Origin of the sequence: Aquimarina sp. AD1, assembly GCF_003443695.1 — a bacterium.
GTDB classification, from domain to species: domain Bacteria; phylum Bacteroidota; class Bacteroidia; order Flavobacteriales; family Flavobacteriaceae; genus Aquimarina; species Aquimarina latercula.
Map to the genome: position 1 here is coordinate 4,752,205 of NZ_CP031966.1, position 13,397 is coordinate 4,765,601.

Consider the following 13,397-nt stretch of genomic DNA (forward strand, 5'->3'; position numbering starts at 1 on the left):
ATAGGTTGGTAATAATGGCTATTTACCATGAAATTTCATATCAGGTAATGCTGCGTTGCCTTTTAAATATTTATTAAACCAATCGATTATATCTTGATCTCTTTCTTCTTTAAACTGACTGATACCATGATCTGCTCCTTCATAGATTTTTAATCTATAAGGTATTCGATGTTTTTCAAATTCTAAAGCTAGTTTTAAGGAATTGGTTGATTTTACTCTCCAATCTGCATTACCATGTAATAATAAAATAGGAACTTTAGTAGAGAATTTATCTGCCCATACTATTGCTGATCTTTTTTCTAGTTCAGCTTGTTTGTTTTGATGATAATTGGGAATTAACTCAGCATAAACACCCTTTTCCATATTAGGTCTATCGATTGTTCTCAGATCAGACTTTGCGCCTCCGGTAACAGCCGCTTTTATATTGTTCATTTTGGTAAGAGCAATATATGTCATCATTCCGCCTCGACTCCAACCATACATCCCAATACGTGTTGTATCTGCCTTAGGTAGCTCTTTAATTACTTTAGATAAATTTAAGACATCATTTATATCATTTCCTCCAAATTCTTCCATTCCTTCACTTTTACCTGATCCTCTATAATTACAGCCAATTACAATATAACCTTCACTTGCTAATTTTGAAAACCTTATGGCCGCCCAGGATACATTTAAATTACCAAAATCTCTATTCCCTCCTCTGTTGTAGATAATAACTGGATATTTCTTGTCTCCTTTGGGAACTGAAGCGAAAGACTGAATTTTTAGCCCATCACTTAGATAAGTGATTTCGAACATGTCTACATTTTCGGAATAACGAAATCTATCTTTAAATTTAGTTTTAGAAGAATCTGTAAATACCTTAGGATAAAGTTGCCAATCAATTTTCTTTTTCTCTAGAATTATAGATTCCTGAGATGAACATGAGTAAAGATTTATAATAATTAAGAGAACTAAAAAAAATCGTTTCATTTGTTTACTTTTTCTTAAGGACACTTAACCTGTATAGATATTACAAAAAGTTAAGTGTGTGTAAAATGTTACCTTAATAATTCTACTAGATCATTTTCTATATAGTCAGGTATAGTATCGATATCTATGATTTCATCAGAAAGATGCTGTTTTCTTTCTTGTAATTGAAGAATCTTTTCTTCTATCGTATTTTTAGTGATGAAACGAGTAACCATAACATTGTTGTTTTGTCCAATACGATGGGCCCGAGCAATAGCTTGTTTTTCTATAAATGGGTTCCACCAAGGGTCTAATAAAACAACATAAGAAGCTTTGGTTAGATTAAGACCAACTCCACCAGCTTTTAGTGAAATAAAGAATAAAGAGATGGAATCATTTTTCTGAAACTCATTAACTATTTTTTCTCTATCAGCGTTTTTTGTTTGACCAGTAAGACTAACAAAGGATATGTTTTGTGCTTTGCACCAAGTTTGATAGATCTCTAAATGAGATACAAAAGAGCTGAATACTAGGGCTTTTTTATGGGATTTAGCTAAGGTCTCTAGATAAGAAGTAACATCCTTGAATTTACACGAAGAATCTTCTGTTGTGGAATCTAATAGTTTAGGGTGGTTGGCTAGTTGTCTTAATTTAGTTAAGGTGTTTAAAACATGTATTTTATTAGTGGCAATAGGATCAATACCTAGTAATAGATTTCTTGCAGCTGATTTTTGAGATTCGTATGCTTTTTCTTGTTCATTAAGCATTTCTGTGTAGATAATTTGCTCAGATAACTCAGGAAGATCTTTTGCAACTTGTTCTTTGGTTCTTCTTAATATAAAAGGTTCTATGAGTGTTTTTAGTTCTTTAATGCGTTCTTCGTTCTGATATTTCTCAATCGGAATTTTAAAATGATCTTTAAAAAACGGAAAACTTCCCAACATTCCTGGATTGATAAACTCCATTTGGGACCAAAGATCAGATAATGAATTTTCTATAGGAGTTCCGCTTAGCGAAATTTTATGAGTTGCATTAATATCATTAATAGCTTTAAATATTTTAGATTCTTTATTCTTAATCTGCTGACTTTCGTCTGTTATTAAATAGGTGAATGTTGTTTTTTGTAAAATAGAAATATCCTTAGCTAAAGTGGTATAGGTGGTCAGTATGATGTCATAGGTTTCTAAATAAGGAGCTATTTTTTTTCGATCACTCCCGATATACTTTGTAATAGTAAGGTGCGGAGCAAATTTTAGTATTTCCTGCGCCCAATTAAAAACAAGAGAAGAGGGTAAAACAATTAGAGCTTTTAAATACGTTTTTATTTCTAGGGGATCGCTAAATAGATCTAGTCGAACGGTTTTTGGAGTTGATTGTTCTGTTTTTAGTTGTTCTTTTGAAAAAACAAGAGTTGCAATAGTTTGTAATGTTTTTCCAAGTCCCATATCATCAGCAAGACAAGCTCCCAGATGATTTCCTTGGTGTTTTACTAACCACTTTACGCCTTCTTCTTGATATGGTCTTAATGTAGCTTTTAGTTTAGAAGATGATTGATATTTTAAATCAATTGTATCCTTTATTTCTAGTTCTTCTGGGTCAACGATTTCTTTAAGTAGTGTGTAATTTCCTTTGTTAACAAGGATGCTATCTTCTTTTACTTTTCCGAAATTTGCTAATTTTTTATAACGAGTCATCCATTCCAATGGAATAATGAAAATGGTTTCATTATCCATTGGAAAGAATCGATTATTATCTTTTATGTATTTAATAAATTTCGAAAAAGGAATTTCTTTTGTGCCAATTTGTACTATTCCTTTGACATCGAACCAGTCATTTTTTTTTTATTTTTTATCTCGATTTCGTGTGAATCAAGATTTACAGATTTATTATCTAAATCCGGTAGGATGATTTCGACACCTTCTTTTTCAAGATCTTTATGGTGATTCTGTACCCAGTTAAAAATTGCTAAAGGATCATCAGAAGTTGTAGTTTCTAATAAAAGGTTTGCATTTACCTTTAAATCTTTAGACTCTAGTAAATCTATTATTTCTTTTTCAGCCTTTGGATCTCTTTTTATTTGGGTGATCTGGATTTCTTCGTTATCTCCAAAATGTACATCAGAAGATGTTTTTTTATTGCTATTGTAATCAAAACTAGCTTCTCCGTAATTAAAAATTACCTTGGCAACATAATTTTCCTTTATAAAATCTTGGATAATTTCTAGTTTGTAGGATGCTATGTTTTTATGAATCACAATTTCGAAGCCATTAGCAATTACATCTACATTTTTGATAACAGGAATAATTACTTTATCTAGATATGTTTTAATGTGTTTCTTAGCAATGGTAATCTTTTCTTTGCTAAAGAAAGGTTTTAGTTTGTTGGCATTCAGGTTGTTAATGTGATGTATGGATTTGTCTACAACAATCCAAGACGGTTCGTTTAATAAAATTTGAATACTATGATTTTGAGGGATTATTACCTTTTCTTCATCTTTTAACGAAAAGGCATAATCAATTCCTTCATCAGTTTTTGTAAATTCTAGAATAGGGTTGAGGATACTTTTTCCAATCGATAATCTATGTACTTCAAACGGATCTTTTCTCTGCGCATTATGTATTACAGAGTATTCGTTTTTTATAACTAACTCATAAAAGTCAGAAAGTTTATTGTTTACATAATTAATAACAACATCTTTAATTTTAGGATCCTTTAGAATGTCTGCTAAACCGAATGTTTTTCTTTTTTTAGCGGGTCTAAACTGTTGTTCTAAAACAGCTGTTTTTAAACTGGAACATATTTCTAGCAATTGTTCATGAGCTGTTTCTAAATATGGTATCTCAAAACTTTTTAATGTTGCAGGAGTAGCCTGTTTTTCTACATATCCTAATCGGTCATTTGTAACAGGTACAATATACGCTTCTGGTAATGGAGGGATTCCAGGTAAATTATTATGGTCAACTAGGTTATAACAGATGCAAAGTGAATCCATTGTGGGTATTTATTGGTTGTATTTAGTTATTAACTACGGGGTTATTTATATATATGTAAAAGAGATTAAAATTATTTTCTAACCTAATTTTACTAGCTTTTTTGTCTATTTCGTTACAAAATCGATAACGTTTTTTGTAATAAAATCAATTTGCTCATTATCTAATTCAGTATGCATTGGTAATGAAATCACTTCTTTTATAAGCTGATTAGTAATTGTGAAATTTGCTTCATCATAGCGATCATCTTGATAAGCCTTTTGTTTATGTAAGGGTATTGGATAATATACACCACAAGGAATTCCTTGATCATTAAGGTGTTGTACTAACGCGTCTCTATCTGTATTGACAACACGCAATGTATATTGATGAAATACGTGACAATCGCAAGTGTCACAAATTATATTCTCATTAGTGTCACAACTATTTCCTTTCACTTTTGGGGTGATAATATTCTCAATTCCTTCAAAAGCTTTATTATATTTTCTGGCCGCTGTTCTTCTAGCATTATTATAAGTATCCAGATTAGGTAATTTTGCTCTAAGTACTGTAGCCTGAATAGAGTCTAAACGAGAATTTACACCAACCACATCGTGATGGTATCTTTTATACATTCCGTGATTTACAATACCACGAATGGTATGTGCTAGATCATCATCATTCGTAAAAATAGCTCCACCATCACCATAGCATCCTAAGTTTTTAGAAGGAAAAAATGAAGTAGAAGATACATGACCAATAGTTCCCGTTTTAGCAACTTTACCATCATTAAATTTATAACTACCACCAATTCCTTGAGCATTATCTTCTATTACATATAGATCATGTTCTTTTGCTATTTTCATAATTTCATCCATATTGGCAGCCTGGCCAAATAAATGAACAGGTACGATTGCTTTTGTATTAGGAGTAATTGCCTTACGTATAGCATCGGGATCAATATTAAAAGAATCTTTTTCTACATCCACAAGTACCGGAGTTAACTGTAATAACGCGATTACTTCTACTGTCGCAGCAAAAGTAAAATCTGCAGTAATTACTTCGTCTCCTGGTTTCAAATTTAATCCCATCATTGCTATTTGTAAAGCGTCTGTTCCATTCGCACACGGAATCACATGCTTTACATCAAGATATTCCTCTAATTCTTTCTGAAAACTATGTACTTCAGGGCCATTAATAAATGCAGCAGATGAAATAACGTCTAGAATAGAGGAGTCTACACGTTCTTTTATTTGTTCGTATTGACCCTTTAAGTCAACCATTTGAATCTTCTTCATAGGATGTGTTTTGTAACCGGACGAAAGTACAAAATAATGATGCCATTGCCAATGTGATACTTAGTTTTGATCTGTTTTTTATTAACGGATAAAATCAAAATAGTGTCATTTTAGCAACAGCCTTTCTTCTAGATATTTATAAAACTATTCCTTAACGAATTTTATTGTTTTTTCGTGATTTACTTGTAAAAGGTATATCCCAGAGGATAATTGCTCTAATTTTTCTGAAATATTATATTCTGAATTTTGGGTTACTTTCACTTCAAAACTCTTCATTTTTTTGCCAGTTATATCGTAAACTGCTAAAGATATTTTATCGGATATAGAATATCCTTGTAGTGATAGTAAAGCATAATTTTTTACCGAATTTGGTGATAACTTTATTGATTTTTCGTTTTTATCTAAAGGCTTATTTACTTCCGTATTAAAAGTCAAAGCCTTATTAATATCTCCTACTACAAAACCAGAGATAATACTTCTTTTAAAATTACCTGTACTTTCTGAATTTAGAAACAAGCTGTATACACCTTCTTCCAGATTTTTGGTATCGAAATAAAAACTATCGTTGATTTTATCAAAAGTAATTACTTCCGGATCACTTTGTACTTGTGTTCCATCAATATTAGAAGTTCTAATAATTACACCGCGTGTTTCTATGTTTGTAAGTAAAGAATTATTTTTTTGTGTTGAAGAAATATCAACTTTTAATAAAGGATATTTATTTCTTATTTGATTTTCTAATGACATCGTGATTCCATTATTTTGTTTTACAAAGGCAGCAAAACGAGAATTACTTTGTAACTTGATATTATTAGAAGTAAGAGAGATTACAGATCTATGATTGCCTTGGGTATTAATTTTTAACTGATCTGTTTGTTCTTTGTTAATGCCTTGAAACGTAGCTTTAGGATTTTCGTGTATAATTTCGGCTACTGCAAATCTAGAGTTTTTGTCAAAAATTATTTCGTCGTATTCATTTTCAGAATGTATGATGTAATAGTTACTAGTGGTGATGTAATTCTCTGGATTTATGTTTTCAAAAGATGGATTACTTTTTTGAGAACGATTTTGTATGTATGATTTTACATAAGGCCAACTAAATTGTCCAAAACTTACATCTATATGATCAAAGAATGCGCGATAATCATTTTTTTTAAAGACATATGTTGCTCCAGGCCTTAGCGTACTTCTATAAGGTGCAACACCATCATTTGCACCTTGGATAGGAAGTAAAATTCCACCGGTAACCGTAAAAGCGGCTCTGGCAAGAAGATTTGATCCATTGAAATATCCGGAAGCTCCTAAAACAACAAATTTTTCTGGCTCGTTATTTTCATTGTTATCTAAATATGGGCGAACTACATCTCGACAATAATAAGTGGTAGAGGTTCTAGCACCTTCATTTAAACCAGTCAATCGCCAAGCCCAGTTTAACCAAGGCATTTGAGAAATGTCGGCTAGATAAGTTCCCCAATATGGAGTTCCCAAAGCAAAAACTTGTTGTATCTTATCTTTTTTTCCATATTGAATCATAGCAGCTTCTGCGGCTTTCCCTCCATTACTATGGGCTATGATATATACATCTGCGACATTGTATTTGTTTGTAACAATGTCAATGGACTCTGCAAGTAGTTCTCCATTGACCCATATGCCACCACCTCTTGTTGTAGCAACGAAAACAGCCTGATATCCTTCATTATATGTTTTTTGATAAAAAGAATTATCAAATAAAAATTGACTTTGATTTAGATCAATATATCCGTGATTAAAAACAATCACTTTTCCGTTATAATTTGCAGGGGTCGCTCCATAATGAATGGTTGATTTAAAAAGCGGACCAACAAAAAATGGATTGAGTTTATCAGGTGTAGGCAGTTGTACCTCTAAAAAATTCTGAGAAAAAAGTATTGCACAGGATAGTAAAGCAATTAGAGTAAGTTTTAATTTCATAAGATTTGAGTTTGCGTGATATTTGGTGTTAATTTAAGAATTTTAATAAACAAAATTTGTTAAAAACGTAAAATTTTAAGTATATTTTTAGTAAAATGATAATTATTATGTGTTTTTGATAATTTGAAAATTTCAGGTTTTGCACCGTATGTTTATCAATTTTTACAGGAAAGAGCCGTATTTTAGCGATGTATTAAATCAAGACTTTTGAATTTTTTCTATAATTTCCTTATTTCAGTTTTCAATAGTATGCTTCCTATAATAGGACTCTTAAGTCCTAAACTTACTTTGTTCGTAAAAGGAAGGAAAACAGTTTTCGAAATTTTAAAGGAACAACTAAAAAAAGAAGATCAAATAGTTTGGTTTCATTGTGCTTCGCTTGGAGAATACGAGCAAGGTGTTCCTGTGATGGAGATGATAAAAAAGAAATATCCTAGCTATATGTTATTGGTGACGTTTTTCTCCCCTTCAGGATATGAGATAAAAAAAAATAGCACCCTCGCTGATAGTATTGTTTATCTTCCAATAGATACAAAGAAAAATGCTAAAAGATTTGTAGAATTGGTGAATCCTAAGCTTGCAATTTTTGTAAAGTATGAGTTTTGGCCTAATTACTTACGAGAGTTAAAAAAGAACAATACTCCAATTACCATAATTTCTGCAGCATTTAGACAAGATCAAGCATTCTTTAAGTGGTATGGAGGTTTTATGCGTAATGCTTTAAAAACGGTAGATCATTTCTTTGTACAGGATACAATTTCTAAGCAATTATTAAGTCAAGTCGATTTCAACAACGTTACTGTGAGTGGTGATACTAGATTTGATCGGGTATCTCATCAAATAGAAATGGATAATCAAGTAGATTTTATCTCAGAATTTATAGGAGATAGACTTTGTATAGTTATAGGTAGCTCTTGGTCAGAAGATGAAGAAGTATTTATAGATTTTGTAAATCAGGCTAGTGAAAATTTATGTTTTATTATTGCTCCGCATGAAATAAAAAATAGTGGAGTGCAGTCTTTGCAGAAAAAAATAATCAAAAAGACTATTGTTTTTTCAGAAAAAGAAGGAAAGAGTTTACAAAACCATCAGGTTTTTATTATGAATACAATTGGTTATTTATCGCGAGTATATAGTTATGGCGATATCGCATATGTAGGAGGAGCAATGGGTACCTCTGGATTACATAATATATTAGAGCCAGCAACTTTTGGGATTCCAATTATTATCGGTCAGCATTTTGAAAAATTTAGAGAAGCTAAACAATTGCAAAAGTTAGCAGGTTTATATTCTATATCTACTTCTGAAGAATTTAGTGCTATTATGAATAAATTAGTTGATGATCGGAAATTTAGAGAAAAAACTGGAATGATCGCTGGACACTTTATCAATAGCAATACCGGAGCAACGGATATGATTGTTGCTTATTTAACCGAGAAGATTGCAAAACTCTAAACAGATATTGCTTCTCTTAGATACCTTCTAAATGGAAGCATTTCTCGATATACCTGAATCACTATTTGCGTGAAATCAGAGTGTAGTACATCTTCCTTTTGTAATTCATAAGCTACTGCAAAAGTTCTTTTTTGCAATAAATCTATATGTTCGTGATCCATAGAGTACCCTTTAGGTGCTTTTTTAAGAGAATTGCCGTCATCATATAAATTACCAAAGGTATTTCGGAAACTTTTTTTAGCAAGAATTTTTTTTAATTCTTCTCCATTATAATCAATAGCTTCTCTAATACTTTGCAGTGTTTTACTTTCTGGTCGCCAATATCCTCCAGCTAAGACACATTGAGAAAGGCCTATTTCGATATAGAAGTCTCCCTGTTTAGATAATTGGTCTAATCCTGCACCGAAATGATCTTTGTATACAGGTTTGTTAGGATGAAAAAGTAAGTTGTTATTAATTCTATTGATTCCTTTTCTTCCTGAAGTCGGATAATATTCTGGATCAATTTTGGCAAGTTCTACCTCCAGATGATCTAACCAATCTATAAAAGAATTTCGAATTTGTTGATACCATTTTCTGTTAGTATCCATCCATTCTTTGTTATTATTTTGTTGTAATTCTGAAAGAAATTGAAATAAATCACTGAAATTCATTCTGTTAAAAAAATTAAGATTTTTTGTGAAAACATTACCAAGGTAATAGAAATAGTGGGATTAGAATACCGTTATACCGATATAATAACAACTAAAATTTTTTAATTATGAAAAAAGTAATTTTGGCCTTAGCGTTTTTATTTACTTTAAATGTAATGTTTGTTTCTTGTAGAGAAACTAATAAGGAAACAGAAAGTACTACCGAAGAAACCAGCGAAGTACAAAAAGAAGTTGAAAATACTGCAGAAGAAGCTTTAAAAGAAGCTGAAGAGATCGAAAAAGAAGCGGAAAAAGCAGTAAAAGAAGCTGGAGAAGAAGTAGAAAGTACTCTTGATAAAGCGGTAAAAGAAGATAACAAGGAGGCAGAAACTGAAGGTGGTGAACAAACATCTTAAGAAGACGTTAGAGTAGAAAACTTATTAATGTAAGTTGAAAAAGAAGGCCTTTCAGTATGAAAGGCCTTTATTATTTTTAAAATAATCCGTTTAATTCTGCATCAATACGATTAATTATACTACCAAGATCCTCGGGGTTATCGACAAAATTAAGATGGTCAACATCTACAATAAGTAAATTACCTTTGTCGTATCCGTGTGCCCAGGCTTCATATCGTTCATTTAATCGACTAAGATAGTCGATGCTAATGGTGTTCTCATATTCACGTCCGCGTTTATGGATTTGTGCAACCAGATTAGGAATACTACTGCGCAAATAGATTAGTAAGTCAGGACCTTCGACAACACTTTCCATAAGATCAAAAAGTGATTTGTAATTTTCAAAATCACGATTCGTCATAAGTCCCATCGCGTGTAGGTTAGGAGCAAAAATATATGCATCCTCATAAATGGTTCTGTCCTGAATAATATCTTTACCACTTTCACGTATTTCTAGGATCTGCCTAAAACGACTATTAAGAAAATAGATCTGTAAATTAAAAGACCAGCGCTCCATTTTATTATAGAAATCCTCTAGATAAGGGTTTTCTAATACATCTTCGAATTGAGGTTCCCATCGATAATGTTTGGCTAATAATTTGGTTAGTGTTGTTTTTCCAGCACCAATATTTCCAGCAATAGCTACGTGCATAAGTGATTATTTTTTTTGGAGTGTTAGGTCAAAACTGTAAATCTTACTTTGGTCGTAAATATAAAGGATTTCATTAGTAACATAAAACTGTTTTATATGAATTTCAGGAAGATTTATTTTTTCAATTTCTCCGGTCTTTGTGTAACGATAATATAAACCATCATCTTTTAGAACTATCAAATCATTATTTATAATTCTGATACCATTATATCCCTCGTTCTCATTTCGGTTTAACAAACTTCCATAAATGTTGAATTGAGAAAGGTTCTCAGAAGTAAGTATCCAGCAATAATTGAAGTTACTGCGTAATAATGTAGGGAGTTCATTAATGGGTTGTGTAACAACTAATGTTTTTTCAGAATTGGTGTTAAATACCTCTAATTGTTGAGTGTTGTTGTCAAAAAGCCAACTGCTATTATCATTTGCTGGAGAAACAAGAGAAACACTTTTAAACTCAGTAATTGTATTAAAATTCACTCGGGTTATTTCCGATAAATATTTGTCAACTAACACAATAGTGTTCGAGGATTCATAGAACAATAAGATTTTTAAAGGATTTAATACCGATGCTTGAGTAAGTTGACCAAGAATAAAATCACCAAATTGCCATTCTTGATTATTCCATTTTTTATAAAAAATATTGTCTTTAGCATAATAAATTGCACCAAAAGAATCAATTCCTAAAAACTGATCAGCCTTTAATGCTATAGTGTCTTGTGCTATTACGTTTCTCTGGGTATACCCCTTATGAATAAACCCTAATAAGATTAAAAACAGAATAATTTGTTTCATGAAATAGCAAAGTACAAAAATAAGGCCGTTTTTAACAAACTAATTTGTAACCAAAGCCCCTTACATTGATAATCTGTATAGAATCATCTTGTTTTAATTTTTTTCTTAGTTTGGTAATAAACACATCCATGCTGCGGCCATTAAAAAAATCATCATCACCCCAAAGTTTTTTTAAAATCATAGAACGATCTAATACTTGATTTTTGTTTTTAATGAGGTGAAATAATAAATGAGCTTCTCTATGCGTGAGTTGATGTGATTGATTATCGTAAGTAAGAAGTTGTTTAGGAAAATCAAAGGTATATTTTCCTATCTCTAATGATTCTGAACTTTGTTGTGTTTTAGTCCTATGGAGTAAATTATTGATTCTAACGATAAGCTCTTCCATGCTAAATGGCTTTTTTAGATAATCATTTCCTCCGATAGTAAACCCTTCTACGACATCTTGTGTTTGCGATTTTGCGGTAAGAAATATTATTGGAATAGTTTCATTCTCTGATCTGATTTCTTTTGCTAAAGTAAATCCGTCCTTTTTGGGCATCATAACATCTAACACTAATAACTTTGGGGTTATGGATTTGTATATTTTATAGGCTTCTTCGCCGTTTTGGGCAAGATGCACTTTAAAGTTTCTGGTTTCTAAACTTTCTTTTATAATTTGCCCCAAAGATGGCTCATCTTCTGCTAGTACTATTTCGATAATTTCATCCATTGGGTAGTGTGATTTTAAAATTAGTTTGATCTTGATCTAGAAGTAATTCTATTGTTCCTTCATGTTTTTCAATAATAGTTTTGGTGTAAAATAATCCTATACCAAATCCTTTTACATCGTGCGTATTTCCTTTCGGAACTCTATAAAATTTTTCGAATATTTTATCTTTTTGTGATCTAATTAAAGATGTTCCGTTATCCTTAATTTCTAGTGTAATATTAGGATGTGTATTTTTTAAATATATATCAATGTTATTACCTCCATATTTAATGGCATTATCAATGATATTATTAATAGCATTTTCGAAATGAAATGCATCCACCTTTTTCCAAATATTTTCATGAGTATGATGAAAACTAATGTTTTTTTCTGTAGTATTTGTTTGATGTCTATTAGTTATTGTTTGGGTTAAATCGACTAAGTTTACTTCTTCGAGATTTAACTCTAGTTCTTCACTATCCAGTGTAGCGGTCTCTAATATTTTCTCTACCATGGTATTTAACTTGCCCAATTGATTAGAAGACATGTCAATATATTTTTTAGTTTTTTCAGGATCATTTTCACGATTAAAATTTTGGATACCTTCTAAGGCTACGCTAATTGTAGCAATCGGAGTTTTAAATTCGTGAGTAATATTACTGATGAGATCATTTTTTAATTCAGCTAATTGCTTTTGACGATTAATAATATTCAAAAGATATAAAAGACATCCTATTACAGCACTAACTAATAAAAATGATAAAGCAATACCGAATAAGTTTTTCTTTAGAATTGTACGTGTAGTATTCATAAAAGATAGTTCTAAAGAACTTCCTCTAGGTAAATAGTAAGATTTTGTCTTAGTTTTTAAATCAGATTGATTGATAACATTTTCATTAAATAAGAACGATGTTCCGGTTTGATCTTGAAACGTAATTCCATAACTAATGGTTAACTGTTTCCTCTTTAATTGATTGTTTATTATAGTGTCTAAAACTTCTAGTTGTAGCGAATCTTCATTAATCGAAATTATGATTTTCGATGTAAGTTGCTCAAAAGCTTTTTTTCTAGAATCACCATTCTCTATTTCTTCTAATCCGTCTGGAAATTCGATGATTTTAGATGAATCTATACAAAAGTTTGGATGCTGATCCATTCGATCGATACTATCTACAGAAAGACCTCTATATATTTTTATATCACTATGATCTAAGCCTTCAGAAAATGTATAACTTTTAAAATCAACCGTTCCCGAATCTATTTTTTTTAAAAGGTTTGAAAAACTACTTTTCTTTAGAAAACTACCAATATTAGAGGAGTCTGAAGAAAAACCAATCGTATTTTTTTCTGCTAATTCGGTATAATATTGATCAACGGCATTGTCTAAACTTATCTGTACTTCATTAATTAGTTGTTGTTTACTTGCTTCGTAATTCTTTAGATTCCAATATACCTGAATGCTTAGAGTAACTAGAATTACAAAGGCAATAAAATACAATATACTTCTGTAACTATTTTTTTGCATAGTTCAAAAATAGGATTCTTAACTGAT

At 31.0% G+C, this 13,397-nt stretch carries 12 protein-coding genes; 2 read left to right on the plus strand and 10 right to left on the minus strand.

Annotated features, from left to right (window positions below):
• Positions 1–18: 18 nt before the first annotated feature.
• The 5 genes from D1815_RS20340 to D1815_RS20360 form a co-directional block, all read right to left on the minus strand.
• Entirely contained in the window at positions 19–972 is a 954-nt protein-coding gene (locus tag D1815_RS20340; protein WP_118389057.1) for a S9 family peptidase, read from the minus strand.
• A 68-nt stretch (positions 973–1,040) separates the two neighbouring features.
• Complete coding sequence (locus D1815_RS20345; protein WP_118389058.1) at positions 1,041–2,684, minus strand: DEAD/DEAH box helicase; 1,644 nt, start codon at positions 2,682–2,684, stop codon at positions 1,041–1,043.
• A gap of 74 nt (positions 2,685–2,758) precedes the next feature.
• The gene (locus D1815_RS20350) at positions 2,759–3,943 is read right to left on the minus strand and encodes an SNF2 helicase associated domain-containing protein (protein ID WP_118389059.1); all 1,185 of its coding nucleotides are present in this window, start codon (positions 3,941–3,943) and stop codon (positions 2,759–2,761) included.
• 105 nt (positions 3,944–4,048) lie between these two features.
• The gene (locus D1815_RS20355; protein WP_027393038.1) at positions 4,049–5,218 is read right to left on the minus strand and encodes a DegT/DnrJ/EryC1/StrS aminotransferase family protein; all 1,170 of its coding nucleotides are present in this window, start codon (positions 5,216–5,218) and stop codon (positions 4,049–4,051) included.
• Between the two features lie 144 nt (positions 5,219–5,362).
• Positions 5,363–7,168 carry a T9SS type A sorting domain-containing protein gene (locus D1815_RS20360; protein ID WP_118389060.1) on the minus strand — a complete coding sequence of 602 codons (1,806 nt, stop codon included), beginning with the start codon at positions 7,166–7,168 and terminating at the stop codon, positions 5,363–5,365.
• A gap of 249 nt (positions 7,169–7,417) precedes the next feature.
• Here D1815_RS20360 and D1815_RS20365 point away from each other — a divergent pair, with 249 nt between their 5' ends.
• The gene (locus tag D1815_RS20365; protein WP_118389061.1) at positions 7,418–8,623 is read left to right on the plus strand and encodes a 3-deoxy-D-manno-octulosonic acid transferase; all 1,206 of its coding nucleotides are present in this window, start codon (positions 7,418–7,420) and stop codon (positions 8,621–8,623) included.
• On the opposite strand, the gene D1815_RS20370 is transcribed toward D1815_RS20365, so the two are convergent.
• Complete coding sequence (locus tag D1815_RS20370) at positions 8,620–9,276, minus strand: DUF2461 domain-containing protein (protein ID WP_118389062.1); 657 nt, start codon at positions 9,274–9,276, stop codon at positions 8,620–8,622. The two genes, D1815_RS20365 and D1815_RS20370, sit on opposite strands and share 4 nt — an antisense overlap.
• Before the next feature lie 107 nt (positions 9,277–9,383).
• Between D1815_RS20370 and D1815_RS20375 the strand changes: the two genes are divergently transcribed.
• Positions 9,384–9,671, plus strand: a complete 288-nt coding sequence (locus D1815_RS20375; RefSeq protein ID WP_118389063.1) for a hypothetical protein — start codon at positions 9,384–9,386, stop codon at positions 9,669–9,671.
• A gap of 76 nt (positions 9,672–9,747) precedes the next feature.
• Here D1815_RS20375 and D1815_RS20380 read toward each other — a convergent pair whose 3' ends face one another.
• From D1815_RS20380 to D1815_RS20395, 4 genes are read right to left on the minus strand one after another with little or no spacing between them, the layout of a single operon-like run.
• Positions 9,748–10,362, minus strand: coding sequence for a deoxynucleoside kinase (locus tag D1815_RS20380; RefSeq protein ID WP_027393042.1), 615 nt, complete (start codon positions 10,360–10,362; stop codon positions 9,748–9,750).
• A 6-nt stretch (positions 10,363–10,368) separates the two neighbouring features.
• Positions 10,369–11,154, minus strand: a complete 786-nt coding sequence (locus tag D1815_RS20385) for a hypothetical protein (protein WP_118389064.1) — start codon at positions 11,152–11,154, stop codon at positions 10,369–10,371.
• 31 nt (positions 11,155–11,185) lie between these two features.
• Positions 11,186–11,866 (minus strand): response regulator transcription factor, encoded by a 681-nt coding sequence (locus D1815_RS20390; protein WP_118389065.1) that lies wholly within the window; start codon positions 11,864–11,866, stop codon positions 11,186–11,188.
• On the minus strand, positions 11,859–13,370 hold the full coding sequence (locus D1815_RS20395) for a sensor histidine kinase KdpD (RefSeq protein WP_118389066.1): 1,512 nt from the start codon (positions 13,368–13,370) through the stop codon (positions 11,859–11,861). Before D1815_RS20395 ends, D1815_RS20390 begins: the two co-directional genes overlap by 8 nt.
• Between the last annotated feature and the right edge of the window lie 27 nt (positions 13,371–13,397).

What these genes read in the sequence shown, in the direction of transcription:
- D1815_RS20375 (WP_118389063.1), top strand. Translation starts at nt 9,384, where the DNA reads ATGAAAAAAGTAATTTTGGCCTTAGCGTTTTTATTTACTTTAAATGTA.
- D1815_RS20340 (WP_118389057.1), bottom strand. Translation starts at nt 972, where the DNA reads ATGAAACGATTTTTTTTAGTTCTCTTAATTATTATAAATCTTTACTCA.
- D1815_RS20345 (WP_118389058.1), bottom strand. Translation starts at nt 2,684, where the DNA reads ATGGATAATGAAACCATTTTCATTATTCCATTGGAATGGATGACTCGT.
- D1815_RS20395 (WP_118389066.1), bottom strand. Translation starts at nt 13,370, where the DNA reads ATGCAAAAAAATAGTTACAGAAGTATATTGTATTTTATTGCCTTTGTA.
- D1815_RS20380 (WP_027393042.1), bottom strand. Translation starts at nt 10,362, where the DNA reads ATGCACGTAGCTATTGCTGGAAATATTGGTGCTGGAAAAACAACACTA.
- D1815_RS20370 (WP_118389062.1), bottom strand. Translation starts at nt 9,276, where the DNA reads ATGAATTTCAGTGATTTATTTCAATTTCTTTCAGAATTACAACAAAAT.
- D1815_RS20355 (WP_027393038.1), bottom strand. Translation starts at nt 5,218, where the DNA reads ATGAAGAAGATTCAAATGGTTGACTTAAAGGGTCAATACGAACAAATA.
- D1815_RS20385 (WP_118389064.1), bottom strand. Translation starts at nt 11,154, where the DNA reads ATGAAACAAATTATTCTGTTTTTAATCTTATTAGGGTTTATTCATAAG.
- D1815_RS20390 (WP_118389065.1), bottom strand. Translation starts at nt 11,866, where the DNA reads ATGGATGAAATTATCGAAATAGTACTAGCAGAAGATGAGCCATCTTTG.
- D1815_RS20350 (WP_118389059.1), bottom strand. Translation starts at nt 3,943, where the DNA reads ATGGATTCACTTTGCATCTGTTATAACCTAGTTGACCATAATAATTTA.
- D1815_RS20365 (WP_118389061.1), top strand. Translation starts at nt 7,418, where the DNA reads ATGCTTCCTATAATAGGACTCTTAAGTCCTAAACTTACTTTGTTCGTA.
- D1815_RS20360 (WP_118389060.1), bottom strand. Translation starts at nt 7,168, where the DNA reads ATGAAATTAAAACTTACTCTAATTGCTTTACTATCCTGTGCAATACTT.